This window comes from Microlunatus sp. YIM B11417 (assembly GCF_059617205.1).
In genome coordinates, this window is sequence record NZ_JCAMPJ010000004.1 from 144,087 (window position 1) to 169,500 (window position 25,414).

At 70.9% G+C, this 25,414-nt stretch carries 26 protein-coding genes; 16 read left to right on the plus strand and 10 right to left on the minus strand.

Going from position 1 to position 25,414, the window contains the following annotated elements:
• The first annotated feature begins 64 nt into the window (after positions 1 to 64).
• Positions 65 to 574 (plus strand): 2'-5' RNA ligase family protein, encoded by a 510-nt coding sequence (locus tag AC6CCG_RS20240; RefSeq protein ID WP_496656432.1) that lies wholly within the window; start codon positions 65 to 67, stop codon positions 572 to 574.
• On the opposite strand, the gene AC6CCG_RS20245 is transcribed toward AC6CCG_RS20240, so the two are convergent.
• Positions 497 to 1,609 carry a hypothetical protein gene (locus AC6CCG_RS20245; protein ID WP_496656434.1) on the minus strand — a complete coding sequence of 371 codons (1,113 nt, stop codon included), beginning with the start codon at positions 1,607 to 1,609 and terminating at the stop codon, positions 497 to 499. The genes AC6CCG_RS20240 and AC6CCG_RS20245 overlap by 78 nt on opposite strands.
• Before the next feature lie 78 nt (positions 1,610 to 1,687).
• Here AC6CCG_RS20245 and AC6CCG_RS20250 point away from each other — a divergent pair, with 78 nt between their 5' ends.
• Positions 1,688 to 2,680, plus strand: coding sequence for an LLM class F420-dependent oxidoreductase (locus AC6CCG_RS20250; RefSeq protein WP_496656435.1), 993 nt, complete (start codon positions 1,688 to 1,690; stop codon positions 2,678 to 2,680).
• Between the two features lie 37 nt (positions 2,681 to 2,717).
• Here the strand turns inward: AC6CCG_RS20250 and AC6CCG_RS20255 are convergent, their stop codons facing one another.
• Positions 2,718 to 3,089 (minus strand): nuclear transport factor 2 family protein, encoded by a 372-nt coding sequence (locus AC6CCG_RS20255; protein WP_496656436.1) that lies wholly within the window; start codon positions 3,087 to 3,089, stop codon positions 2,718 to 2,720.
• Positions 3,090 to 3,173: 84 nt separating this feature from the next.
• Here AC6CCG_RS20255 and AC6CCG_RS20260 point away from each other — a divergent pair, with 84 nt between their 5' ends.
• Positions 3,174 to 3,728 carry a TetR/AcrR family transcriptional regulator gene (locus tag AC6CCG_RS20260; protein WP_496656438.1) on the plus strand — a complete coding sequence of 185 codons (555 nt, stop codon included), beginning with the start codon at positions 3,174 to 3,176 and terminating at the stop codon, positions 3,726 to 3,728.
• Here AC6CCG_RS20260 and AC6CCG_RS20265 read toward each other — a convergent pair.
• The 3 genes from AC6CCG_RS20265 to AC6CCG_RS20275 are packed head-to-tail and all read right to left on the minus strand — an operon-like array spanning position 3,721 to position 6,911.
• Complete coding sequence (locus AC6CCG_RS20265; protein ID WP_496656440.1) at positions 3,721 to 4,857, minus strand: acyltransferase family protein; 1,137 nt, start codon at positions 4,855 to 4,857, stop codon at positions 3,721 to 3,723. The genes AC6CCG_RS20260 and AC6CCG_RS20265 overlap by 8 nt on opposite strands.
• Positions 4,854 to 5,507, minus strand: coding sequence for a TetR/AcrR family transcriptional regulator (locus AC6CCG_RS20270; protein WP_496656441.1), 654 nt, complete (start codon positions 5,505 to 5,507; stop codon positions 4,854 to 4,856). The genes AC6CCG_RS20265 and AC6CCG_RS20270 overlap by 4 nt, the downstream gene beginning before the upstream one ends.
• A 33-nt stretch (positions 5,508 to 5,540) precedes the next feature.
• Complete coding sequence (locus tag AC6CCG_RS20275; protein WP_496656442.1) at positions 5,541 to 6,911, minus strand: dihydrofolate reductase family protein; 1,371 nt, start codon at positions 6,909 to 6,911, stop codon at positions 5,541 to 5,543.
• 50 nt (positions 6,912 to 6,961) lie between these two features.
• Between AC6CCG_RS20275 and AC6CCG_RS20280 the strand changes: the two genes are divergently transcribed.
• Positions 6,962 to 7,396 (plus strand): cytidine/deoxycytidylate deaminase family protein, encoded by a 435-nt coding sequence (locus AC6CCG_RS20280; RefSeq protein ID WP_496656443.1) that lies wholly within the window; start codon positions 6,962 to 6,964, stop codon positions 7,394 to 7,396.
• 22 nt (positions 7,397 to 7,418) lie between these two features.
• Here AC6CCG_RS20280 and AC6CCG_RS20285 read toward each other — a convergent pair whose 3' ends face one another.
• Complete coding sequence (locus AC6CCG_RS20285; RefSeq protein ID WP_496656444.1) at positions 7,419 to 8,660, minus strand: MFS transporter; 1,242 nt, start codon at positions 8,658 to 8,660, stop codon at positions 7,419 to 7,421.
• Positions 8,661 to 9,398: 738 nt separating this feature from the next.
• Here AC6CCG_RS20285 and AC6CCG_RS20290 point away from each other — a divergent pair.
• From AC6CCG_RS20290 to AC6CCG_RS20335, 10 genes are all read left to right on the plus strand, one after another.
• The gene (locus AC6CCG_RS20290; protein WP_496656445.1) at positions 9,399 to 9,590 is read left to right on the plus strand and encodes a hypothetical protein; all 192 of its coding nucleotides are present in this window, start codon (positions 9,399 to 9,401) and stop codon (positions 9,588 to 9,590) included.
• Positions 9,591 to 9,596: 6 nt separating this feature from the next.
• Positions 9,597 to 9,974, plus strand: a complete 378-nt coding sequence (locus tag AC6CCG_RS20295; RefSeq protein ID WP_496656446.1) for a TadE/TadG family type IV pilus assembly protein — start codon at positions 9,597 to 9,599, stop codon at positions 9,972 to 9,974.
• Positions 9,971 to 10,423 carry a TadE/TadG family type IV pilus assembly protein gene (locus tag AC6CCG_RS20300; protein ID WP_496656447.1) on the plus strand — a complete coding sequence of 151 codons (453 nt, stop codon included), beginning with the start codon at positions 9,971 to 9,973 and terminating at the stop codon, positions 10,421 to 10,423. Before AC6CCG_RS20295 ends, AC6CCG_RS20300 begins: the two co-directional genes overlap by 4 nt.
• A complete protein-coding gene (locus AC6CCG_RS20305; RefSeq protein ID WP_496656448.1) occupies positions 10,420 to 10,833 on the plus strand; it encodes a pilus assembly protein TadG-related protein in 414 nt (137 codons plus the stop codon). Before AC6CCG_RS20300 ends, AC6CCG_RS20305 begins: the two co-directional genes overlap by 4 nt.
• A gap of 73 nt (positions 10,834 to 10,906) precedes the next feature.
• The gene (locus AC6CCG_RS20310; RefSeq protein WP_496656449.1) at positions 10,907 to 11,641 is read left to right on the plus strand and encodes an SAF domain-containing protein; all 735 of its coding nucleotides are present in this window, start codon (positions 10,907 to 10,909) and stop codon (positions 11,639 to 11,641) included.
• 2 nt (positions 11,642 to 11,643) lie between these two features.
• Positions 11,644 to 12,426, plus strand: a complete 783-nt coding sequence (locus AC6CCG_RS20315) for a CpaE/TadZ family protein (protein WP_496656450.1) — start codon at positions 11,644 to 11,646, stop codon at positions 12,424 to 12,426.
• A gap of 2 nt (positions 12,427 to 12,428) precedes the next feature.
• Entirely contained in the window at positions 12,429 to 13,943 is a 1,515-nt protein-coding gene (locus tag AC6CCG_RS20320) for a TadA family conjugal transfer-associated ATPase (protein ID WP_496656911.1), read from the plus strand.
• Entirely contained in the window at positions 13,943 to 14,815 is an 873-nt protein-coding gene (locus tag AC6CCG_RS20325; RefSeq protein ID WP_496656451.1) for a type II secretion system F family protein, read from the plus strand. Before AC6CCG_RS20320 ends, AC6CCG_RS20325 begins: the two co-directional genes overlap by 1 nt.
• Before the next feature lie 13 nt (positions 14,816 to 14,828).
• Positions 14,829 to 15,725, plus strand: a complete 897-nt coding sequence (locus tag AC6CCG_RS20330) for a type II secretion system F family protein (RefSeq protein ID WP_496656452.1) — start codon at positions 14,829 to 14,831, stop codon at positions 15,723 to 15,725.
• A 124-nt stretch (positions 15,726 to 15,849) separates the two neighbouring features.
• A complete protein-coding gene (locus AC6CCG_RS20335) occupies positions 15,850 to 19,632 on the plus strand; it encodes a LysM peptidoglycan-binding domain-containing protein (protein ID WP_496656453.1) in 3,783 nt (1,260 codons plus the stop codon).
• 18 nt (positions 19,633 to 19,650) lie between these two features.
• On the opposite strand, the gene AC6CCG_RS20340 is transcribed toward AC6CCG_RS20335, so the two are convergent.
• The gene (locus tag AC6CCG_RS20340; RefSeq protein WP_496656454.1) at positions 19,651 to 19,953 is read right to left on the minus strand and encodes a metal-sensitive transcriptional regulator; all 303 of its coding nucleotides are present in this window, start codon (positions 19,951 to 19,953) and stop codon (positions 19,651 to 19,653) included.
• A 600-nt stretch (positions 19,954 to 20,553) separates the two neighbouring features.
• Between AC6CCG_RS20340 and dnaB the strand changes: the two genes are divergently transcribed.
• The gene (gene dnaB, locus AC6CCG_RS20345; protein ID WP_496656455.1) at positions 20,554 to 21,915 is read left to right on the plus strand and encodes a replicative DNA helicase; all 1,362 of its coding nucleotides are present in this window, start codon (positions 20,554 to 20,556) and stop codon (positions 21,913 to 21,915) included.
• Here the strand turns inward: dnaB and AC6CCG_RS20350 are convergent, their stop codons facing one another.
• From AC6CCG_RS20350 to AC6CCG_RS20360, 3 genes are all read right to left on the minus strand, one after another.
• Positions 21,916 to 23,376, minus strand: coding sequence for a DHA2 family efflux MFS transporter permease subunit (locus AC6CCG_RS20350; RefSeq protein ID WP_496656456.1), 1,461 nt, complete (start codon positions 23,374 to 23,376; stop codon positions 21,916 to 21,918). It lies immediately after the preceding gene.
• Positions 23,373 to 23,969 carry an NADPH-dependent FMN reductase gene (locus AC6CCG_RS20355; RefSeq protein WP_496656457.1) on the minus strand — a complete coding sequence of 199 codons (597 nt, stop codon included), beginning with the start codon at positions 23,967 to 23,969 and terminating at the stop codon, positions 23,373 to 23,375. The genes AC6CCG_RS20350 and AC6CCG_RS20355 overlap by 4 nt, the downstream gene beginning before the upstream one ends.
• 70 nt (positions 23,970 to 24,039) lie before the next feature.
• Entirely contained in the window at positions 24,040 to 25,038 is a 999-nt protein-coding gene (locus AC6CCG_RS20360; protein ID WP_496656458.1) for a winged helix DNA-binding domain-containing protein, read from the minus strand.
• Between the two features lie 93 nt (positions 25,039 to 25,131).
• On the opposite strand from AC6CCG_RS20360, the gene AC6CCG_RS20365 reads away from it, so the two are divergent.
• Positions 25,132 to 25,371, plus strand: a complete 240-nt coding sequence (locus AC6CCG_RS20365; RefSeq protein ID WP_496656459.1) for a KTSC domain-containing protein — start codon at positions 25,132 to 25,134, stop codon at positions 25,369 to 25,371.
• Positions 25,372 to 25,414: the final 43 nt, after the last annotated feature.

Genomic DNA, 25,414 nt, shown 5'->3' on the forward strand with positions numbered 1-25,414 from the left:
GATCCGAGTGCGCCTCCACCGTAGGTACCCGCGACCGGATCTGGCTACACCTAGGCTTCAGGTCATGATCGCGATCGAACTGTTCTTCGATCAACGGACCGACCAGGCGGTACGGGAGGTCTGGGAAACGCTGCAGCGGCAGGGGATCGCCTCCCTGGCCGCGTCCCCGGCCCGGCAGCATCCGCATCTCACGCTCGCGGTCGGTGATCAACCGGACCCGAAGATCATCGACCGGATCGCCGCCGAGCTGCCGCCGTTGCCGGCGATCCACCTGGATGCGGCCGGGTGTTTCCCCGGTCGTGGCGGAGTCGTCTTCCTCGCCGTACGGTTCACGCCCGAGCTGGCCGAGCTGCACCGGGTGCTGCACGCGATCCTCGACGACGGCGCGGTACGGCAGCTTGATCAACTCCGGCCGGGCCGCCTGGTCCCGCACTGTACGGTCGCGAAGCGCCTGCCGGAGCAGCAGGTCGGGCCGGCCGTGGCTGCCGTACGCTCCTCACTGCCGATCAGCGGCACCGCCGTCTCGGTCAACGCCGTCGTGGTCGGCAGCGGCGAGCTGACCCGGATCCGGTGAACCGCCGCCGGCCAGCCACCGTGCGGTCCCGGGCCAGATCAGGGCGACCGTCAGCGCGACCAGGGCCAGGACGGCGATGATCATGATCACGGTCAGCACCGGCGGATACCAACCGACCTCCATCCGCTGGGCGCCGAGCCGGAGCGGCGCCCGCCAGCCGCCGGGATTGATCAACAGGCACAGATAGAGCACCGGCAGCCAGCCGGCCACCACGAAGCCGGCGCCGATCGCCCGGGCCGGGCGGGCCGGCACCGTGTGCAGTCGGCGGAACGTGATCACCGACGCCGCGCCGATCACCCCGAGCACGGCGACCAGGATCAGCATTCGGCTGACGGTGCGCCACCAGAACGTCCTGAGGGCATAGGGTTCCGGGCCGAGCGCCCTGGCCTGGCTCAGCTGGTCGACCACTGCGGCACCATTGCTGATCATGATCAGGCCGGCGACGCCGACCAGGGTCGGCAGCGCGACCATCGCGAGCCGGACTCCGAACGGGCGGCGGCCTGGTAGGGCGAGTGCGGCGGGCCGGACCGGGTCGCGCCGGCCGGCGAGAATCAGGGCGCCGAGCCGGAGCAGCGTGATCGTCACCAACAGCAGGCCCCGGGTCGGCTGGTACCAGAACGGGCCGGGGGCGACCTCCGGCATGCCGGCGTCGCCGCCGCCGAAGGTGATCACGGTCAACGGGTTGAACGCGACCGCGGCCGCCACCAGCAGGGCGTACGGTGCCGTGGCCACGCCGAGCAGCACCAGGGCGGGTCCGCGGCCGGCCGGCAACCGGGCGGCGATCAGCAGGTCGGCGACCGAGCAGACGGCGGCCAGCACGGCGACGACGATCAGCGGCTCCGGCGAGATCGGCACCATCGGCAGGTCGTACGGTGCGTCGTGCGGATCCTGTCCCGGGAAGGCCAGCGGTTCACCGAACAGCGTGACCAGGGTGACCATGCCCGTGTCGTTGACCAACAGCATCAACCACAGCAGCGGGGCGATCCGGAGCAGCCAGGTCGCCCAGGCGAGTGGGGTCCGGGGCAACTCGATCACCGGCGCCAGCCTAGTCGGGCCCGGGTCCGCGGATCGGGGCTTGCGTTGGAGCGCGCTCTAAGGTCTAGCGTCGCGATCATGACGAAGGCACGACGCATCCGACTCGGCTATCAGATCCCCAACTTCAGCTATCCCGGCGGTACTGCCACCCTGTTCGACACCGTTGCGGCGCAGGCGCGGGAGGCCGAGGCGTCCGGCTTCGACACCGTGCTCGTGATGGACCACTTCTACCAGCTGCCCATGATCGGCAAGCCCGAGGAGCCGATGCTGGAGGCGTACACGACACTCGGCGCGCTGGCCTCGGCGACCGAGACGATCAAGCTGTCCACGCTGGTCACCGGCAACACGTACCGCAATCCGGCGATGCTGGCCAAGACCGTGACCACGCTGGACGTGGTCAGCGGCGGCCGGGCCGTGCTGGCCATCGGCGCCGGCTGGTACGAGCTCGAGCATGATCAACTGGGCTACGAGTTCGGCACCTTCGGCGACCGGTTCGAGCGGCTCACCGAGGCCCTCGACATCATCGAGCCGATGCTGCGTGGCCGCATTCCGGATCACGACGGCACCTGGTACCGCGCCAAGGGCACGCTCAACGAGCCACGGTTCCGGGACGACCTGCCGATCATGCTCGGCGGTCAGGGCGAGAAGAAGACGTTCCGGCTGGCCGCCCGCTATGCCGATCACCTCAACATCAACTGCGCGCCGGCGGACCTGCCGCGGAAGCTGGAGGTGCTGGCCGAACGCTGTGCCGAGATCGGCCGGGACTTCGCCGACCTGGAGACCAGTGCGCTGGCCATGGTGATCATGGACGAGAACGGCGACACGGCCCGGCGGCTGATGCGGGAACAACTGGCCCGGACCGGTGTCGACTTCGACGCGCTGGACGACGAGGCGAAGGCCGCGATGACCGACCGGGTCTTCGTCGGGACGCCGGACGACATCGCCGATCAGCTGCAGCGCAAGGTGATCGACGCCGGGGTCGACGGCGTGATCATCAACATGATCACCAACGGTCACGTACCGGGGATCGTCGAGCTGGCCGGGAAGACGCTGGCGCCCCTGGTCGCCTGACGGCTGCGGCCGATCCGGGCCCGGATCGTCTGGACGATCACCGGCAGCAGGCGGCGCAGGCCGAGCGCCCGGACCCCGTCCAGCGGGCTCCAGTAGTCGCGCCAGGTGACGATCTCGCCGGCCCGGGCCCGGAGCAGCTGGACGTACCGATGATCACCTCGGGATCGGCCGTGTCGTGGACGACCTGGTCGCGGAACTCCGTGATCTCCAGTGGGGTCGAGGTGATCGAGGTGAGGTAGCGGCGGATCGGTTCCCGGCCCTGCAGGCGGGCCGGCACGCCGGGTGGGGCGAAGGGCAGTTCGTGGGTGCCGTCCTCGGCGAACAGGTCGGCGAACGCGTCGAGGTCCTTGGCCAGGAAGAGTTGTTGGGACCGTTCCAGCAGTTGGTGCGGTGTGGCTTGGCCGGGCATCCGGAACTCCATTCAATCAACAAGTGTTGACTGAAACCGTAGCTCGATCCCCGGATTGAGTCAACGGCTGTAGACTGAACCTTCGTGAGCACCGAGCCGCCCAGTCGGGCCGAACGCCGCGAGCAGACCCGAGCCAGGATCCTGGGCGCGGCCCGGGACCTGTTCGCCGAGAACGGTTTCGACCGCACCACGATCCGGGCCGTCGCGACCGCCGCCGAGACCGACGCGGCCCTGGTGATGCGCCATTTCGGCTCCAAGGAGGAGCTCTTCCGGCAGGTCGCCGAGGCCGGCGCGGAACCGCCGATCGAGGGTTCACCGGGGCGGATGGAGGAGCTGCTGCTCGCGGCGCTGCGGGACAAGCTGGCCACCGAGGACGCCGGCACGCTCGCCCTGCTGCGGTCGATGCTGACCCACCCCGCCGCGGCCGAGGGTGTCCGGAAGTCGATCACCGACCAGCAGCGGCAGGTCGCCGCCGGGTTGGGCGGCGACGACGCGATGACCCGGGCCGCGCTGGTCGGCATGATCACCCTGGCCACCGTGCTCGGCCGCGACCTGCTCAAGCTGGAGGGCCTGCACGACGCCGAGCCGGAGCAGCTCGTCGAGCTGCTCCGGCCCGCCGTGCAGACCTTGATCACATGATCTTGGCGACCGCCGGGATCCGGCGCAGCAGGGCCGCGAGCAGCCAGCAGGCCGGGATCGACAAGATCAACAGGACCGCGAACTTGACGATCGCCGGGGCCACCAGCCCCTGCAGCAGCAGGGCGATCGCGACCAGGACGACCGGATGGATGACGTACACCGTGAAGGCGTTCGCCGACAGGAACTGCCGGATCGGTCCGGTGCCGGGTGCGAACCGGCGGAAGATCACCAGCACGACCAGGCTGAGCCCGACCCCGAGGACCGCCATCGCCACACCGCCGGCGACACCGGCCAGGACCGGGTCCGGCGACATCACGAGCGGGCCCAGCAAGATCACTGCGAGCAGGGACAGGCCGCCGCCGAGGAAGGCCAGTGATCCCGGCATCCGTTCCAGCCAACGACGCTGGGCCGCCAGCACGCCGGCCGCGAACATCAGGGCGTACTGCGGCAGGAAGGCCGGGCTGGGCAGCCCGACGATCGGCCAGTAGGTGCCGTCCGGGACGAACTGCCGCCAGACCGCCATCAGGACGCCCATGATCACGATCAGGCCGACCACCGTGCCGGCGGCCACGATCCAGCGCAGCTTGCCGTCGTCCGCGGGCTTGCGTACGGACCGAGAGCGCAGAGCCCGATAGCCGGCGTAGATCAGCGAGAAGACCAGCAGCACCTCGAGGAACCAGGTCGGGCCGGGATCGATCGAGACGAGGTAGTAGAGCGGGTACGGCACGTCGGCGTGCTGGGTCCGCCAGGACCAGAGCGTGGCCAGCGGCCGGATCAAGATCACGAACGCGAGCAGGGGCAGGCCGAGCCGGATCAGCCGGTCCCGGGCGAAGGCGCCGGGCCCCTTGCGGTCGATCGACCCGGGCACGAAGTAGCCGGAGATCAGGAAGAACAGGCCCATGAAGTAGCTCTGGTTGATCACGACCAGGATGTCCAACGCCGAGGCGGACGGGTCGTGTGGCGGCTCGTTGTAGAACCAGACCGGGATGTTGCCGTAGGTGACGGCGCAATGGTGCGCGAGCACCAGCACGGTCAGGGCGATCCGGACGGTGTCGATCCAGTGGAGCCGGGGCCGACTGGATGGTCGGGCGGCGTCGGGCGCCGCTGCGGCGCGGGTGTCGGTGTTCATGACGTCTTCCTCGTGGTTCGCGGGGTTGGCTCGCGCCGGATGGCATGGATGAAGAGGTCGGCCAGCTGCTCCGCATGGGCGACCAGGTCGTGCTCGGGATGGTTGGCCCAGTAGGCGAACATGGCGTCGATCGAGGCCTGCTGGGTGATCGCCATCACCCGGACGTCGAAGTCGCGTAGTTCGCCGGTCTCCTGGCCGTGTCGGTACAGCTGTTCCAGGCCCTCGTAGAAGACCTCGTTGCCCTCGGCGCCGAAATGGAGCCGCCCGTCCGGCCGGCGCAGGTGCCCCATCACCTCGCCGAGCGCGAGCAGGGTGGGCCGGTGGTCGAGGGCGTACCGGGCGAGTTCGGGGATGTGGGTCCGCAGACTGTCGGCGACGGTCTTCTGCTCCAGGATCTGCGGCAGCACGGCCTCGACCATGCCCTGGTAGCCGTGTTCGACGACCTTGATCATGAGGTCGTCCTTGGAGGCGAAGTGGTACGAGATCACGCCCTTGGAGATGCCGAGATCCTTGGCGATCCGGGCCAGCGAGGCGCCGGCGAAGCCGACCTCGGAGAGCGTCGCGATCGCCCCCTCGAGGATCTGCCGACGCCGGTTGGACCGGATGAAACTCTCCGGCTTCTCCTCGGTCTGCTCAGAATCTGACCCCATGGCCAAAAATTTAGCCGAGCGGTCAACAGTCGTCTACCGGGGTATCCCCTGATTCGTGAGGGCGGTGACGGTCGGGGCGTGCTCGTCGACGATGACGTCGGCGCCGGCCCGGTCCAGCGCCGGCCGCCGGCCCGAGCGGGCGTAGCCGATCGTCGGAATCCCGGTGCGCTGAGCGACCTCGATGTCGGTGACCGAGTCGCCGATCAGGACGCAGTCGGAGCCGGCTCCGATGCCGTACGGGGCGAGCAGGGCGAGAGCGCGGTGGATCGGGTCGGGATCCGGCTTCATCAGCTCCGGTCGGCCGGGCACGCGGCCGACGATGCCGGCGACGAGGTCGCGCAGGCCGTGCCGCTCGAGGAAGGCGTTGACCGCGGCGGCGGCGTTGTTGCTGACCACGATCACCGGAAGTCCGGCCTCCCGGCAGGCCCGGAGCAGGGCGTCGGCGCCGGTGGTCAACGGCGCGATCCCCGCCGCCGCCAGCTCCCCGTCGGTGCAGGCGCGGTCGGCCGCGCCGGCGGTGGCGGCGCCGAGCCGAGCCGTGCCGGCCCAGTCCAGCAGGTCGAGCGGATCCGAGGTGGTACGGAGCTCGCCGGGCACCTCGGCCCCGCGAGCGGCGAGAGCCTGCCGGACCCGGTCGGCGGCCAGCGCGTCCCGGCCCTCGGCCAGCAGCGGGGACACCGGGCCGTCGAAGTCCAGCAGTACCGCGCGGACCGGAGCCAGCAGCCGGCGCAGGGACCGCTCCAGGGCGCCCGGAGTGCGGAAGTGCAGAACGGCGACGTCGCCGAGCCGGCGCGCCTCCTCGAGCCGGATCCGGCTGTCGAGCGTCGTGGCGGCCAGGCCGGGTGCGGTCGGGTCACCGACGACGATCGGCGCGATGGCCAGGTGCAGCTCGTCGTAGCAGCCGCGGGCCAGGAACTCGCTCAAGATCATTCCGCCGCCCTCGACCAGGAGCCGTCGGACCCCGCGCCCGGCCAGGTCGCGCAGCAGGCGACTCAGGTCGAGCGGCTCTCCGGCGGCGACGACCGCGGCGTCGAAACCGCGCTCGGCGACGGCGACCCGGGCGTGCGAGGGAGTGTAGATGATCTTCGCTGCCGTACCGGCGACGAAGAAGGGAGATTCCGGATCGAGGTCGCCGGACTCGGTGATCGTGATCTTGACCGGATCCACCGGAAGGCCGCGGATTTCCCTGGCTGTGCGGCGTTGTGGCGATCTGATCATCAGCCGCGGCCGGTCCCGGCGGACCGTGGCGGCGCCGACCAGGATCGCGTCGTGCCGAGCCCGTACCGCGTCGACCCGGTCGAAGTCCTCCGGGTTGGACAGCAGCAGCCGGTCCGGTGAGGTGTCGTCCAGCCGGCCGTCCAGCGAGACCGCGCAGCTGAGCGTGACGTACGGGCGGTCGATCATGGTCCGCCGACCGTGTGCGACGATCGGGTGATCATGACTGGGGAGGACCGATGAGCGACCGTCACTGGATGGAACTGGCCCTCGAGCTGAGCCGGCTGTCGCCGCACAGCGACAGCGCCTTCGCCGTCGGTGCGGTGATCATCGACCCGTCCGGCCGGGAGCTGGCGCGCGGCTATTCGCGGGAGACCGGCCGGCTGCACGCCGAGGAGTCCGCCTTCGCCAAGCTCGCGGCCGGCGCCGCCGCCGGTGGAACCCTCTACTCCACCCTCGAGCCCTGCTCGACCCGGGCCTCCAGCCCGTACAGTTGCGCCGCCCTGACCATCGAGGCCGGCATCAGCCGCGTCGTGATCGCCTGGCGCGAACCACCGATCTTCGTGGCCCGCTGCGAAGGCGTCGAACTCCTCCGCGCCGCCGGCATCACCGTCGACCTGCTCCCCGAGTACGAGTCCGCCGCCCGAGAACCGAACCGTCACCTCGGACTCTGATCGACAGCGGGACCGTCCATGATCACCGGTGCTGGTCGAACCGGCGCAGCCGCGGCTGGGACAGGGCCAGCAGGGTGGAGGCGAGGACGATGATGCCGCCGCAGACGAACGGGAGCTTGGCGCCGAACGGGCCGGTCAGGAGTCCGGTCAGCCAGTTGCTGATCGGGGCCACGCCCTCGAGGGCGAGTGAGAGGAGGCCCATGACGCGGCCGATCTCGGACTTCGGCGTGATCGCCATCAGGTGGCCCAGCAGCAGCGACCCGTACGCGCCGGTGCCGAAGCCGAGCAGGACAGCCGTGACGACGGCCGTCTCGAGCGACAGGGCGAGGCCGTGCAGGATCAGCGCGGTCCCCATCACGGCGAGCGCGGCGAAGGCGAACAGGCCGGCCCGCGGTGGGCGCTTGATGATCAAGAGGACGGTGGCGGTGACGGCGGCGCCGAGCCCGAGCCCGCCGAACAGGTAACCGACGCCGACCGGGCCCCAACCGGTCTCTCTGCCGAGCAGCGGATAGCCGAGGGTGACCGGGCCGGTGAAGCCGAGGTTGACGGCGGCGATCACCACCAGCAGCCAGAACACCGGCCGGTTGGCCCAGGTCGAGCGCAGTCCGTCCACGGTGTCGCTGAGGATGGACCGTTCGGCCATCTCGCGCAGTTCGTACGGCAGCGGGCGGGGCACCCGCAACAGCAACAGCGAGCTGACCGAGAGGACGAACAGCACGGCCGCGGCCGCGAAGGCCGCGGGCGGACCGAACAGGAGCATCAGCCAGCCGGTCAGCGGGCCGGCGGCCAGCAGGACCAGCCGCTGGCCGACCGTACGGACGGCGGCCATCCGGCTCAGCTGATCGTCGGAGGCGATCCGGGCCGGTACGGCACCCATGGCCGGGGCGAAGAGGCCGTCCAGGGCACCGAACACCAGCGCGATCACCAGCAGCCCGACGGCACCGAGTGCCTCGGCCTGGGTGAACAGCACCACGGCCATCCCGATCAGGATCAGGGCCCGGGCGGTGTCGGTGAACAGGATGATCCACTTCGCGCTGACCCGGTCGGCGATGGTGCCGCCGACGAGCAGGATGAGCAGCCGCGGGATCGCCGCGGCTGCCACGATCACACCCGCCATCGCCGGATCCGTGGTCTGGCTCGCGACCACCGAGAGGGCGATGAAGTACACGTTGTCGGCGAGCAGCGAGGACACGAACCCGAAGATCCAGCCGACCACGTTTCGCGGCGCGTTCATCGGGAAGACGGCGCGGCGCGGAGCGATCACCGCCTCAACCTACTCAGTCCTTGCTGGCTCATCCTCACCCCGCCCGTGGCCAACGACGTGCATCCCGAATGGCCCCGCGAGCCTCTGAGGGACCCGACGTCGGCGCCAAGCAGGCATCCCGCTCTGGAATCTCGGAGCCAATCCTGGACGAGATGACGCCCATCCGACAACAGGCGCGGCGCTCGAACGACACATCGGGCCATTCGGACAACACCTCTGCCAACACCCGCTCGCCAGCATGGACACCACAACGGACCACGACCCGGAAAGGAGCCCGATCGTGCGAACGAAGATCGAAAGTCCCAGCCGGAGGGCCTTTTGCGTGGCCGGTCCGCGCCGCCGTCCGGGGGACCTCGTCGGGGGAGTCCACCCGGCCGGGCGGCGGACCACGAGCGTCGATCCGGGCACAGACCGGAGGTCGAGTGGCCACTCACGGAGTTACTCCAGGGCCGTGCTCGGATCGGCATCCACCCTGCGGCGGGTCCCGGCGACACGCCGAAGGAGTCGCGTCCGGTTGAGGACATGTCATCAAGCGGTCACGGTGATTCCGATCGGATCTGCGGCGGGTTGGCCTAGCGTTAGCAGGAACACGTACTTCCGGGCGGGGGTCATCGGGGACCCGGCTCGGCACCACGGACCAGAGCGACCGGCGGGCAAGTGCGGCCGTTTGCTGCGGACCACCTCAGGGCGGCTTCACCGGTCACGCCCGCATTCGACCGGTGGTGAAGGAGGACTTCGATGCACCAACTCCGGCAACAGCTCCAGCTCCTGATTGGCACGATCGTGTCCCTGCGATCTCCGGCGGTCCGTGACGAGCGTGGCCTCAGCCAGTCGGCCGAGAACGCGATCCTGCTGGCCGGTGCCGTCGCCGTCGCGACGATCGTGATCGGCGCGATCACGATCTACGTGACCAACCACATGCCCAAGTGATCCGAGGTGACGACCTCGCGAAGGGCGGAGCGCGGTGCCGCCGAATCCCTGCAACTCGTGCTGATCTGGCCGGTGGTGCTGATGGCCACCGTCGCCGTCATCCAGGCTGGACTGTGGCTGCACGGCCGTAACGCGGCGATCCGCGCGGCGAACGTGGCCGTCGACGAGGCCCGCGGTGCGGCCGGGTCGCCGGACCGGGCCCGCGCCCTGGCCCTGGACGTCGCGACCCACGCCGGGCTGAGCGAGGTCAAGGTCCGGGTGCTGCGGCTCGAGGGCCGGGCCGAGGCCCAGGTGACCGGCCAGGCTCACTCCCTGATCGGCTTCGGGATCGGCCGCGTCGAGGAACGCGCGACCGCGCCCCTGGAACGAGTTCCGGGACGATGACCGGGATCGGCGGTCGCGGACCGTTCAGCATGCGGGACGAACGCGGTGCTGCGACTGCCGAACTGGCCATGATCGTCCCCGCCTTCATGCTGATGCTCGCCCTGCTCGTGGCCGGCGGCCGGCTCTGGTACGCACGGACGATCGTCTTCGAGGCGGGCTACGCGGCGGCCCGGGCCGGCTCGCTGGCCAGGACCGCGACCGAGGCACGGATCGCGGCGGATTCGGCCGGTCGCCAGTCCCTCGCGACGGCCGGGCTGATGTGCGAGCAGGCCGGTGTCTCGGTGGCCACGGCGGCCTTCCGGGTCCCGGCCGGCCGGCCCGCGACGGTCTCGGCGACGGTCCGCTGCACCGTGTCGCTGGCCGACGTGGTGCTGCCGGGGCTGCCCGGCGGGATGGAGCTGTCCGCGTCCGGGGCGGCAGCGCTCGACACCTACCGGAGCCGGGGATGAGTTCGGCGCCGGAGCGTGATCAACGGGGCCAGTCGGTCAGCGTGTACGCGATCGTCGTCCTGGCCGCGCTGATCGTCGCCACCGGACTGGTGGTCGACGGCGGGCAGCAGATCGCCGCGGCCAGCCGGGCCGAGGCGGTGGCGGCCGAGGCGGCTCGAGCGGCGGGCAACGCCGCGGCGTCACAACGGCTGGCCGGGTACCGGCAGGCGACGGCCGCGGTCCGGGCCGCCCGGACCTACCTGGCCGGGCAGCCCGAGGTGGCCGGCGAGGTCAGGCTCAGCGGCGGCACCGTCCGGGTGACGACAGTGGCCCGCCAGCCCACGCTGTTCCTCGGCGTGATCGGGATCCGGGAGGTGACGGCGCAGGGATCCGCCGAGGCGAGGGTGGTCCCGGCCGGGGTGGACGGCTGACGGCGGGGTCGGGGCTGCGGGGTCGATGGGCGGATTGACGGGGTGCGGGTCGAGGGGAGAGGGGTAGGCACGGATGCTCAGAATCGAGCGACGGGACAGGGGCAGCAGCGCGGCCGCGGACGGCGGGCTGGGCGATGATCAGGCGGCCGCCGAGCTCGGTGCCGCAGTTCCGGACGGCCCGACCTCGCTTCCGCCTCGGCTGCCCGGTCGGCGCAACCCGAAGTGGATCGCCCTCGGTGTGATCGCGATCTGTCTCGGCGCTCTCCTCTCGTACCTGATCTATGCGAAGGTCGCCGCCGAGAGTTCCGTGGTGATCATGACCAGGACGGTCTATCGGGGCTCGGTGATCGCCGCCGGGGACCTGGCGACGGTGACGGTCAGCGGCTCCGGCGTCGGCAATGCCATCCCGGCCGGCCGGGCCGCCGACCTGGTCGGGCAGACCGCGATCTACGACCTGGTGGCCGGCAGCATCGTGCCCGCGGAGGCGATCGGTGAGGTGACCGTCCCGGCCGAGGGCCGGACGGTCGTCGGGATCAGGTTGGTCGAGGGCCGGGCGCCGACCGGCCTGCTGCACCCGGGTGCGGCGGTCAGGTTGATCGCGATCCCGCCGCAAGGCGCCGAGCCGGACTTCACCGACCAGCACACCGGCAGTGCGTACCCGGCCCTGGTCGTGGACGCCGCGCCAGGTGCCGACGGCATGTCGGTGCTGGTCAACGTCGACGTACCGGCCGACCAAGCCGGAACCGTGGCGCTGCTCGCCGCCCAGGACCGGTTGGCCGCGGTCCGCGACTCGGACGGCGGGCGCTGATCATGGCGATCATCGCGTTGACCGCGGCCGGCGGCAGTCCGGGCGCCACCACGACCGCGGTCGGGCTCGCCCTCTGCTGGCCGCGTTCGGTGGTGTTGGTCGACGCCGATCCGGGCGCCCACCAGGCCGTGCTCGCCGGCTTCCTGGCCGGACAGGATCCTGCTGGTCGCGGCCTGGTCCGGGTCGCCGAGGCGCACCGGGATCAGCGGCCGCTGCGCGAGGTGATCATCGACCAGGCCATCCAGCTCGCCGAGGACGCGGGCTCCCGGCGGCTGTTCCTGCCCGGCTTCAGCAAACCCGGCAACGCCCGCCTGTTCACCGGTGTGTGGCCGGAGCTGCTGGAGGCGATGCGGCGCCTGGACGAGTTCGGGATCGACGTGATCATCGATCTCGGCCGAGCCACCGGGGAGGGCCTGCCGCCGGCCCTCGTGGACGCCGCCGAGCTGGTCGGGATCGTGCTCCGGTCGAGCCTGCGTTCGGTGATGTCGACGCGGGTGATGCTGGCCGCGATGGAGGACCGCGGGATTCCGGTGGGCGGTGCGACCGGGCCGGGGCTGGTCGTCGTCGGTGAGGGCCGGCCCTACGCCGGCCATGAGATCGCCGCCGCCCTCGGCCGCCCGGTGCTGGCCCGGCTCGCCCTGGATCCGGTGGCCGCCGGCCACCTCTCCGACGGCGCTCCGCGGCCGCGCCGGTTCGAGCGATCAGCCCTGACGCGTTCGCTGCACACGACCGCACAGGCCTTCCGGGAACGCTGCGCCGCGGCCGCCGAACTGGTGGGCCGATGATCATGGACGATACGACGAGCACCGGTCCGGCACTGTCGGACAATCCACTCTTCGCCGGGTACGGTTCCGCCGCCCGGCTGGTTCCCGCGACCACCGATGATCATGGCCCGGGCCCGGATCTCGACCGGCTCGCGACCTTCGGCCGGGAGACGCTCGCGGCTCGCCGGGAGGCGCTGCCGACGCAGGACGTCGACTGGGCCCAGGTGGTCGAGCTGCGCCGGCTCGTGTCGGACGCGATCACGGCCGAGACCGAGGCGGCGCGCTCCCGTACCGCAACGCCGTTGACCGAGACCGACCGGCTGCTGCTCGGCCGGTCGTTGATCAGGCGGATCGTCGGTGATCATGTCCGGTCGTTGCACCGGTCCGGTGCCGAGCTGTGGTCGACGGCCCAGGAGGAGCGGTACGTCCAGGCGGTCGAGGACGCCGTGTTCCGGTACGGCCGGCTGCAACCGTTGCTGCTCCGGCCGGACGTCGAGAACATCGAGATCAACGGTTGGGACTGCGTGACGGTCCAGTACGGTGACGGCCGCCGGGAGGCCATGCCGCCGGTCGCCGACAGCGACGCCGAGCTCGTCGACGCGGTCCGCTTCATCGGCCAGAACGCCCGCCCGTCCCGCCCGTTCGACGACGCGCATCCGACCCTCACCATCGCGCTCGGTGACCGGTTCCGGCTGCATGCGATCGGCTTCGGCCTCTCCCACCGGCCGAGCGTGGTGATCCGGCAGCACACCCTGACCAACGTGACGCTGGCCGACCTGGCCCGGTCCGGCACCATGCCGATCGAGGTGGCCCGGTTCCTCGACGCCGCCGTCCTCGCCCGGAAGTCGATCATCATTTCCGGGGACCAGGGAGCGGGCAAGACCACGCTGCTCCGCGCCCTGATCAGTTCGATCCCGGAGACCGAGCGCTTCGGCACGCTGGAGACCGACTACGAACTGATGACGCATCTGCAACCGGGCCGGAAGCACGTGGTCGCGCTGCAGTCGCGGGTCGGGCACGGCGAAACGGCCGGCGGCGCGGCCGTCGGAGAGTTCGGGCTGTCCGAGCTGATGCCGGAAGCGCTGCGGCAGAACCTGTCCCGGCTGATCGTCGGCGAGGTCCGTGGACGGGAGGCCGCCGCCATGTTCGAGGCGGCCCAGACGGGTCTGGGCACCTTGAGCACGACGCACTCGCACTCGGCCGAGTCCACGATGGATCGGCTCGCCTCCCGGGTCGCGCAGGGCGGCGTGCTGACCATCGATGAGGCCTACCGCCAGATTGCTCTCAACGTCGACCTGCTGCTGCACATCGCACTCGTCGACGACACCTGGCGGGGCGGTGTACGGCGACGGTACGTGTCCGAGATCCGGCAGCTCACCCGAGCGATCGAGAACAACCGGCCGGTCACCCACCTGACCTACCAGGCCGCGCCGACCAGCAACGAGCCGGCCGGCTTCTTCCCGCATCCCGACCTCGCCAACGAACTCGCCGCGTTCCGACGCCCGCTGCCCGCGGCGATGATCAACGGGGAGGCGTGATGAACGCCGTCCTCGCCGCCGCCGCCGGGATCCTGGTCGCTGCCGGACTGGTCGCGGTCGTGGCCGGGCTGCAGCGGACCTGGACTCCGCGCGGCCGACGGCGGGCCGGGTTCGGCGACGCCTGGTCCCGGTTGACCCGGCGCCCGCCGGGACGCCGCGGCCGGCAGCGCGATCTGGTGTTGCTCGGCAGCCTGCTGGTCGGTCTGGTGGTCGCCCTGCTCACCGGCTGGCTGATCGCGATCCCACTCGGGCCGGTGCTGGCCTTCGGTATCCCGTACCTGTTGCTGCTGCCGAAGGCGCAGGACGTGATCATGCTCGAGGCCCTGGACCGTTGGGTACGGTCGCTCGCCTCGACCTTGTCCACCGGGAAGTCGATCACCGACTCGATCCGGACCTCGCGCCGGACCGCTCCGCCGATCATGGCCGAGTCCCTGCACCTGCTCGTGAATCGGCTGGACAACCGCTGGCCGACCGCGGACGCACTGCTCCGGTTCGCCGACGAACTCGACTCCGCCGACGCCGACTCGGTGATCGCGGCCGTGATCTTGGCGGACCGGCGCGGCGCGACCGGCGCCTCGATCACCCTGCAGGCCTTGGCCGACTCCCTGCAGGCGCAGCTGAAGGGACGGCGGCTGATCGAGACGGAGCGGGCCAAGCCGTACATCGTGGTTCGGCAGGTCACCGTGATCACCTTGGTCGCGCTGACCCTCGCCTTCGCCTTCAACGGCGCCTTCTTCGAGCCGTACCGGACGCCGCTCGGCCAGGTCCTGCTGGCGGTGTTGATCATGGCCTATGTCGGGTCGCTGGTGCTGATGCGCCGCAAGGCCCGACACCGCGCCGGTGATCGGATCCTGATCGGTACGCCGACATGACGGGAGCCCTCGGATGACCGTCGGACTGGTGTTGCTGGCCGGGCTGCTCGTGGCCGGTGGAGTCGTCGCCTGCCTCGCCGCCGTCCTGCCGTCGACGCCGCGACTCGCGTCGGCGCTCGCGCGGATCGAGGGTGGTTCCGGCTGGGCCGCGGCTCCGCAGCGTGATCAGGTCGCCGCCGAGGGCACGTCCGAACAGCTCGGCGCCTGGCTCTACCGCAGGTTGCCGTTCGCGATCACCGCCGGACAGCGCCGGCGGCTCCTGATGCAGGGCAAGTCGACGGCCGAGTTCTACGCCGACAAGGTGGTGATGGCGATCGTCGGCGCCGTGATGCCGGCCTTCGTCGGCGCCGCGATCAGCCTGCTCGCCGGCGTCACCCCGGCGCTGCTGGTGATCGTCGCACTGGTCGGGCTGGTGACCGGCTTCTTCGTGCCGGACCTGTTGTTGTTGCGTACGACGGCGCAGCGGAAATCCTCCGCGGTGGAGGCTCTGCTGGTGTACATCGATCTGGTCACCCTGGAGCGGCTGGCCAACGCCTCGGCGACCCAGGCGCTGCACAACGCGGCGGAGATCAGTGACGTGCCGCTGTTCCGGCAGATCCGGCTCGCCCTGGACCGGGCCCGGCTCGAGCAACAGCCTCCGTACGGTGAACTGCGTCGGCTGGCCGACCAGCTCGAACTTCCCGAGCTGGCCGATCTCGCCGACATCATGCAACTGGACGAGACCGGCGCGGCCCTAGCCGGGACGCTGCGGGCCCGGGTTCGTGAACTCCGGGACGCCCACATCAACGCCGAGCAGGTCGCGGCGAGCAGCGCCGCCGAGGGCATGACGATCTACATGACCGTGCCGGTGTTGATCTTCGGACTGATCTTCATCACACCCGCCGTCCTGCGGATCGTCGGGGGCTGGTGACCGTGATGATCATCATCGGACAACATCGTGGATCGACGGACAACACCGCACCTCTTCAGCGACGGGTCATGATCGGTCACGCTGGACGGATGAACGGCCCGACGTCTCCGGAACGCGGTGCGTGATGGGGAGATTCCTGCGTGGCCTCGGTGCCCTGATCCTCCTGATCGCCGTCGTCGCGGGCGTCCCGTTCGCCTTGATCCTGCTCGGCGGCAATCCGTTCCCCGAGCGTCTCGGGTGGGAGGAACTGGTCGCCGCGCTGTTCCGGCCCGACGACGGCACCGTGCTGATGGGCTTGATCACGATCGTCGCCTGGGTGGCCTGGCTGGTGTTCACGCTGTCGGTGTTCGTGGAGATCACCGGCCGGATCTCCGGGTACGAGATCACGCTCCAACTGCCCGGCATGGCCGCGCCACAGCGCTGGGCGGCCGGCCTGGTGGTCGCGGTGATCACCATGATCAGCATCCCGGCCGAGGCGGAGACCCGGGCGGAGGCGGCACCGATCGTCCTGGTCGAACGCGATGATCATCATCAGGCGCAGGCCTCGGACGCCCCGGTCCCGCCGGTGGCCGGCTCGCCGAAGGCTGCCCGTGATCGGCCGCCGGAGGGACGGACGCCCCGGGCCGAGAGTCCGGCGAAGCCGCCTGCCTCAGCGGGCCGGCACGTCGTGAAGCCCGGTGACGACCTGTGGAGCCTGGCCGAGCACTACTACGGCGACGGCCGGCAGTGGCGCAAGATCGCCCTGGCCAACCCCGATCTGCTGAGTGGTGGGCCGGATGTGCTGAGGCCCGGCTGGCGGTTGATCATTCCCGACGCCGGCCGGCGAGCCGCTCCGCCGGGGGACACTCTGCGGGTTCGGCAGGGCGACTCCCTGTGGTCGATCGCGGAACGGCTCTACGGCGACCCGGAGCGGTGGCCGGAGCTCTACCGCGCCAACCGGTTCCAGCTCAGCGATCCCGACGCGATCGACGCCGGCATGCTGCTCCTGCTGCCCTCGGGTGAGGACGGCCGGGGCGACCAGAGCCGCACCGACCGGAAGTCGGAACGTGGCCAGGGCCGCGCGAGGAAGGGTGACGGCGAAACGCCGCGAGACCGGGAGACCGGACGCAACGGAGAGACCGCGCGCGATCGAGAGGCCGGGCGGGATCGCGAGGCCGCGCGGGACCGGGAACCCGACGGGGATCGTGGGGCGGCGCGGGATCGGGAGACTGGGCAGGATCGGGAGACTGGGCGGGACCGCGACGCGACGCGGGACCGAGAGGCCCATGGAGATCGTGGGACGGCGCGCGATCAGGAGCCAGCGCGGGACCGAGAAGCAGGACGGAACCGGGAATCCTGGCGGGATCGCGACGCGCCGCGGGACCGAGAGACCGACGGGGATCGTGAGACGGCGCGCGATCGAGAAGCCGGACCGGATCGGCAGACCGGGCAGGACGGGGAGGCGCGGCAGGAAGGGGAGAGCGGGCAGGACGGGGAGACCGGGCGAGGCGAGAGATCGAAGCACGGCGGAGGGCCGGACCGGGGGCGCGAGGCGGGACGGGGGCAGGATTCGGAGTCCGAGGGCGAGTCGCCGTGGGACAAGCCGAACCGAACACCTGAGCAGTACGGCGATGCGCAGCGCGGTTCGGGTTCCGGCCATGGCGCGCCCCAGCCGGGTCCGGGGTTCGGGACCGGAGTCGGTGCGCCCGACGGGCATGGCCAAGGGCGCGTGCCAGGGCTGCCCGCACCCGGCGCGGCGACCCCGACAGCAGAAGCTTCGACCCCGGAAGTGCCGCCCCGACCATCCCCCGGCCCGACCTCCTCGCCACGGGAGCGGGACCGGCCGGCGGCAACGCAGGCCCTCGGCGCGGTCGAGTTCGAGGCTCCCGAGGTGGCGTCGGCGGTCGCGGGCCTGGCCGGGGTCGGTGGCCTGTTCGCGGCGGCGGTGGTGAACGGGCTGGCCGCGCGCCGGCTGGTGCAACTGCATCGCCGTCCGCTCGGCCGCCGCCTGCTCCCGCCGACGGCGCCGGCCCGGGCGGTCGAGTCGGCCCTGGGTCGCCGGCAGCGACCGCTCAGCCTGCGTGATCTCGATCAGGTGCTACGGGCACTCTCGGCCCACTGCCACGCGACGGGCACCGCGCTGCCGCCGTTGCGGCTCGCGGTCGTGGGTGACGACGAACTGGAACTGATCATGGAACAGTTCGTGGACCGGGCTCCGGCCGGGTTCACGGTCCGCGGCACCACCTGGGTGGTGTCCGCCGACGACCTGCGTTACCTGCGGACGATCCCGGGCTTCCGCGAGGCGACTCGGCCCTATCCGGCGCTGGTCGGGATCGGCACCGATCCGCGCGGTCGCGCCGTGCTGGCCGACCTCGAGGGGATAGGTGTGCTGGCGGTCGACTCCGAGGATCCGGAGTTGGCGCCGGCCTTCCTCGCCGCCGCCGCGACCGAGCTCTCCTTCTCCCCCTGGGCCGACGAGATGGTGCTGACCCTGGTGGGCGACCACCCGCGACTGGTCGGACCGCTCGGCCGGCACAACGTCACCCACACCGACAACCTCGACGGTCTGCTCACCCAACTCGAACGGCGAGCCGCGGTGCAACGCCGGGAGCAGGGGGAGCGCCCGGTCGCACTACTGCGCAGCGATCCCGATCTCGCCGACCCGTGGGCGCCGGAGATCGTCCTGATCGACCGCCGGCCGACCGACCACCAGCTGGAGCGGATCGGCCGGATCGTCGGCGAACTCCCGGCCGTGACCATGGCGATCGTCGTCCCGGGCGGTTCGGAAGGCTCGGACTGGACCCTGCGGCTGCACCCGTCCGACCCCACCGCGCCGGCCGTCCGTGCCGAACTGCTGCCGCTCGGGCTCGAACTCGTCCCGCAACTGCTGCGGCCCGCTGCCGTCGATGCCGTGGTCGAGTTGATCACGGCGACCGGCACCGAGGAGACCGTACCGGCGCCCTGGTGGCGGCACGAGACCAACGGACATTCGGCCCACGGACACCGGCTGGACCAGGCGCCCCTCACCCTGCCGACCCCGGCGGCGGGTTCGCCGCCCGACAACGTGACCGAGTCGCCACCGCTCGGCGCCGATCCCCCGGACCCGGTGACGGGCGGGGCTTGGGGCGAGTCAACGACAGGGCACGAACGAGCGAGGGTGGCGATGGACGGATCGGGAGCGAATGGACCGGGCACGGTTCATCACCCGACCCTGCGCATCCTCGGCCCGATCGAGCTCGCCGGCGCCTCCGGCCCGATCCCGCCGCGCGCCGACAAGCAGTGCCTGGAGTACTGCGGCTGGCTGTTGGAACATCCCGGCAGTACGGCTCGGGCGATGGCCGCGGCGCTCGCGGTCGCCGAGGGCACCCGGCGGTCGAACATGAGCCGGCTGCGGACCTGGCTCGGTACGTCGAGCGACGGCGATCCCTATCTGCCCGATGCGTACAGCGGCCGGATCGCGCTGCATCCGGCGGTCAGCTCGGACTGGCATCGGCTCCAGATCCTGACCCTCGGCGGCGTGAACCGGGCCGACGACGACGCGCTGTTCGCCGCGCTGGAACTGGTTCGTGGCGCCCCGTTGGCCGACGCCGCGCCCGGACAGTGGCATTGGGCCGAGGAACTGCGGACCGACATGGTGTCCGTCGTGCGCGACCTCGGTGTCGAACTGTGCCGCCGCGCCCTGGACCGGAACGATCTGGATCTGGCGCGGTGGTCGGCGTCGCGCGCCCTGGTCGCGGCGCCGGGCGACGAACTGTTGCTGGTGGCCAGGATCCGTACCGAACACCAGGCCGGCAACCACGCCGAGACCGAGCGGCTGGCGCTGCAACTGGCCGGGCACGCCAGGGTCCTCGGCGTGGATCTGGACCCGGAGACGGTCCGGGTGTTGCAGCAGGTGATGGAGGGCCAGGTCAGGGCCCGGCTCGTCTGACCCGGCTCGGAAAGGAGATCAGGAACGCACCAGTCGGGCGATCGCCTGGGTCGCCTCGTTCAGCTTCGCGTCGGCCTCGGCCCCGCCGTTCTCCAGCGCCCCGGCGACACAGTGATTCAGGTGCTCCTCCAACAGCCCCAGGGCGACGGACTGCAGCGCGCTGGTCATCGCGGACACCTGGGTGAGGATGTCGATACAGTACTTCTCCTCGTCGATCATCTTCTGCAGGCCACGGGCCTGCCCCTCGATCCGACGCATCCGCTTCAGGTAGGCGTCCTTGTTGCTGATGTAGCCGTGACTGTGATCGTGCTCTTCGGTCATCCTGCACCTCCACCAGGCAGTGTACCCCCCTAGGGTATTCAAGCGAACCCGTCGATGGAAGCTGGTCATACGGCGATATGTCGATAAAAGGACTTAGCGATGGACTGCTTTGGTTATCCCCAGTCGCTGTGCGTAACTACTGGTCGGACGGTGTCGGTGTCAAGTTGAACCGGGGTCGTCCGGGTCCTTGGAGATTCTCGCCCACCGATTTTCGTCCACCGTGTGTAGATCACGTTCTCCCTGGTCAAACGGTGATTAGCGAAGTTGTTCCGAAGTTGTCCCCAACTTCGTACCCAGGCTGCGCACAACGCCTGAGCGTGTCCCGCACAGGCTGCACGAAGTTGTCCCCAGGACCTGTGGATAACTGGCTTTCGGGGTGGCTCTTGCAGGGCGTACGGTTGCGCGAAGTCGAGCGATACGCGTCCGGAACGGCGACCTGCTGCGGGGTTGTCAGTCCTCGGTCCTACCGTTGTTCATGCACCGGCGTCAGCGGCTCTCGCGGGTGGTTGTGACCCCTCCGGGAGTCGCACCGCCAGGTGCGCGGCGACGGCCGGTCGGAGGTGTCGCCGGCGTACGAACGAGCCACGAACAGAAGGTGTGATGAGCGTAGCCGAGGTGGTCCCGTCCTACGACGATGCTCCGCGATCCCCGGATCGCACCCCGCCGCAGGACATGGCGGCCGAGCAGTGCGTCCTCGGCGCGATGCTGATGAGCAAGGACGCGATCGCCGACGTGGTCGAGGTGATCCGCGGCGTCGACTTCTACCGCCCGGCCCACGAGCTCATCTACGAGGCGATCCTCGACCTGTACGGGCGGGGCGAGCCGGCCGACGCCATCACGGTGGCCGACGAGCTGACCAAGCGGGGTGAGACGACCCGGGTCGGTGGCGCCCCGTACCTGCACACGCTGCTGGCCAGCGTGCCGATCGCCGCCAACGCCGGCTACTACGCCGAGATCGTCCGCGAGAAGGCGATCCTGCGCCGGCTCGCCGACGCGGCGCTGCGGATCTCCCAGCTGACCTACGCCGGTGAGGGCGACGCCGACGACATCGTCGACCGCGCCCAGGCCGAGGTCTACGCGGTCACCGACCGGCGGGCCAGCGAGGACTACAAGCCGCTGTCGGAGCTGATGCAGCCGACCCTGGACGAGATGGAGGCGATCTCCTCCCGCGGCGGCGGCCTGGCCGGTGTGCCCACCGGCTTCGCCGAGGTGGACGAACTGACCAACGGGCTGCATCCCGGCCAGATGATCATCGTCGCGGCACGGCCCGGTTGCGGTAAGTCGACCCTCGCGCTCGACCTGGCCCGCGCCGCCTCGATCAAGAACGGCCTGACCTCGGCGATCTTCTCCCTGGAGATGAGCCAGATCGAGATCACCATGCGGCTGCTGTCCGCCGAGGCGTCGATCCCGCTGTCGCACATCCGTGGCGGCCGGATGAGCGACGACGACTGGCAGCGGGTGGCCACGAAGATGGGCCAGGTGTCCGAGGCGCCGCTCTACATCGACGACTCGCCGAACCTGACGATGATGGAGATCCGGGCCAAGGCCCGCCGGCTGAAGCAGCGGCACGACCTCAAGCTCGTCCTGATCGACTACATCCAGCTGATGACGTCCGGCAAGAAGGTCGAGTCCCGCCAGTTGGAGGTCTCGGAGTTCTCCCGGCAGCTCAAGCTGCTGGCCAAGGAGTTGGAGATCCCCGTCGTCGCGCTGTCCCAGCTGAACCGCGGCCCCGAGCAGCGCACCGACAAGAAGCCGATGCTGTCCGACCTCCGCGAGTCCGGCTCGCTGGAGCAGGACGCCGACCTGGTCATGCTGCTCAACCGGCCCGATCTCTACGACAAGGAGTCGGAGCGGGCCGGCGAGGCGGACTTCGACATCGCCAAGCACCGTAACGGCGCGACGAAGACGATCACCGTGGCCTTCCAGGGTCACTACTCCCGCTTCGTCGACATGCAGCACTGATCACGAGCGCCGAGGTGCGCCGACGGGTTCGGCGCGGGCCGGTTCCCTGATCAGGATCAGGGCGATCAGCCAGGACGCGAGCATCGGCACCAGCATGATCAGGTACGTCAGCCCGGCGGCACCACCGAGGCGAGGCAGCAGCGCCGCACGCTGAGCGGGGCCGAGCTCGAGCAGGGTGCTCAGGCCTCCGGTCAGGTCCGGTGCCGCCTGGATGAGCATGATCGTCAGGGTCGCCGTGCTGGCGGCGATGCCGAGGGCGCTGGCGATCTGTTGCAGGGTGCCCATGATCGCCGCGCCGTGCGGGGTCTGGTCGCCGTCCAGCCGGCGCAGGGTCGCGGCCATCGTGGGCAGGATCGCGGCGCCGGAGCCGATGCCGAGCACCAGGTTCACGATCATGATCACCGGGTACGCGGCGTTGAGCCCGACCGAGACGGCGAGGCCGGCCAGGCCGAGCAGACCGACACCGGTACCGAACAGGACGATCCGGCGGGCCGGGAAGCGGTCGACCAGCCGGGTCGCCACCTGCATGGTGAGGCCGGCGCCGAGCGCGGTGGTGATGCCGAGCAGCCCGGCCTGCGCCGCCGAGTCACCGCGCACGGCCTGGACGTAGATCGGCAGCACGGTGCCGACCCCGAAGTACGCCGCGCCGAAGCAGAACAGGACCGCGACCCCGGGGGCGAAGCCCGGAGTCTGCAGCAGCCTGATCCGGAGCAGCGGATGGTCCAGCCGTCGGGAACGTACGACGAACACGATGATCAGCGCACCGGCGGCGGCCAGGGTGGTCAGCGTGGGCCAGGTGACCCGGCCGCCGGCGTCCCCGATCAGCGAGGCGGCGAGCACCAGGGCGACCACGCTCGGCAGCAGCAGGGCCAGCCCGGGTACGTCCAACGGCCGTCGGTCCGGCTTCGGCTGCCGGGGCAGCAGCCTGGCCGCGCAGATCACGGCGACGACCCCGAGCGGCAGGTTGATCGCGAAGATCCAGCGCCAGGACGACACGTCGATCAGCCAGCCGGCCAGCAGAGGGCCGACCAGGGGGCCGATCAGGACGGGCAGGCCCAGGTAGCTCATCATCCGGCCGCGACGCTCCGCCGCGACGGCGCCGAGGGCGATGGTCTGGCCGACCGGGTTGAGGACACCGCCGCCGAGACCCTGCAGCACCCGGAACGCGATCAGTGACTCCGGGCGCCACGCGATGGTGCACAGGGCCGACGCGGCCGTGAAGACGGCCAGCCCGCCCAGGTAGACCGGCTTGGTCCCGTACCGCCCGGTCAAGGCCGCGGTGGCCGGCAGGATCGCCACGATCGCCAGCGTGTAACCGGTGGTGACCCACTGCAGGACCGGCAGTGTCGAGGTGAACTCGGCCACCATGGCGGGCAGCGCGATGATCGTCGCCACCGCGTCGAGGACGACCAGCAGTCCGCCCAGGACCAGGACCAGCGCGAGCCGGCGGACGCCGTTCACTGCGGGTGCGGGAACGGTTCGAGGAGACGCTGTCGCCGGAGCGCGGCGCCCCACCAGGCCAGCTCACCGAGCGCGAAGCCGAGGGTCCGCTCGGCGGTCGCGGTCGGTTCGAGCCGACCGTGCTGATCAAGGTGGGCCCAGGGCTCGGCGATGGTGACGGCCCGGCGGGTGGTGACGGCATGCAGCTCGCCGAACACGCTGCGCAGGTGTTCGGCGGCGAGAACCCCGCCGGTCATCCCGTACGTCACCGGCAGGACCGGCTTGAACATCCACTCGACGTAATGACAGTCGACCGCGTGCTTCAGGGTCGCCGGCAGCCCGCGGTTGTACTCCGGTGTGATGATCATGAATCCGTCGCCGGCTCCGATCCGGTCGGCGATCTCGCTGCGCTCGCCGGCCCCGCCCGGCCGCAGCTCCTCCGGCTCGGGCAACCGGACCTTGGCCAGATCGATCACGTCGAGGACGAACCGGTCGCTGCGCTCCACCCGGTCCAGCACCCAGTCGGTGATCGCCGGCCCGACCCGTTCGGAGCGGACGCTGCCCTGCAGGACGACGAGGCGGAGCGGATCACCGTGCTGATCGGGCAAGGTCATGATCAGCACGGTAGGACTTCAAGCGAGGTTCAGGTCAAGGCCGCGTCCCGGCCACGGCCTGTGAGTACGGTCACCGAGCCTGGTCCGACCACCACGCCCGGAACCGGGCGAACTCGACTTCCTCGCGCTCGTCCAGAGCTGTGTCCCAGGCGTGCAGCTCCGGTGCCGTCGTGGTGGTGGCGGTCCAGTCGGCCCGCACCACGCCGTCGGTGATCATGGAGCCGGGCATCGCCCCGCCGTGGACCAGGCGCCGCTTCGCCGCGACGAGTTCGCGGGAGTCGTCCTTGGAGCAGAAGTAGATGTTGTCGAACTCCGGCAGCACGACGGTGCGCCGCGGCGGCTCGTCGATGATCGGCTCGACGTCGTACGCCTCCGCCGTCCTCCGGTCGGCCACCTCGTCCAGCACCGGCCGGAGCCGGGTCAGCCCGGACCAGTAGCCGGCGTCGGAAACCGTCGCCGGACCGTAGCCGCGGAGGAAGGTCCGGATCAGGTCCGCAACGCCGTCGTCCGGGTCGGTGAGAGGTTCGTCGATCACCTGCTCGGCGAGGACGTAACGGGTCCGGCCGGGGGACCAGCAGGACGGGTCGGCGACCTGCACCACCGGCAGCAACATCCGGATCGCGAAGCCCAGTCGTCGCGGTTCGGGTCCGGGAAAGGCGTCCGTGAGCGCCGCGCCGATCTCCGTGCGGGACAGGCCGGGACGGTCCCGGAGCAGCCGGGTGCCGGCGTCCAGGAGTCGATCATGATCGACCTGCTGCCACAGCCCGGGATTGAAGCCGCGGACCACCCGTTCCAGCATCGGCTGCAGGGCCCGGCGCCAGGTCACGTACTGCCGGCGCGTCACCAGATGGACGGTGCCGCGGAGCAGGTTGGCCTTGACCAGGCGGTAGTCCTGCAGGGCCGCGTCGACGGCGGGCAGCGAGAGCTCGGCCAGCCGGGTCCACAGCCCGACCAGTGGGCCGCGTGCCGTCTGCGCGTTCAGGCCGCCGAGCGCCTCGACGAGCCGCTCGACGTCCGGTCCCGACCCCTGGCCGAACGCCTGGCGACGAAGGAACGCAGCACGATCCACGTCGGCCATTCTGCACGGCGTACCGGCAGCACCGCCCGGATCCGAGACGCCGGAGGGTCGCCAAGACGTTGATCGGTCGGCAGAATCGGCACCATGCCTCGTGAACGGGACGGGCTTCCGCCGATGCAGCGCGTCGAGTCCAGCAGCATCCGCGCCGTCGGGTACGACGACGAGCACGCCCGCCTGGTGATCGACTTCGCCGGCGGCGGCCGCTACGTCTACTACGGGGTCCCGCCATCGGCGTACCGCGAACTGCTGGCGGCCGAGTCGATGGGGCGGCACGTCAACACCGTGATCAAGCCGCGCTACCCGGCGGAGTCGCTGGATTCCTGACCCGGGAAAGCCGACACCCGGGTCGCGGACGGCGACCCGGGTG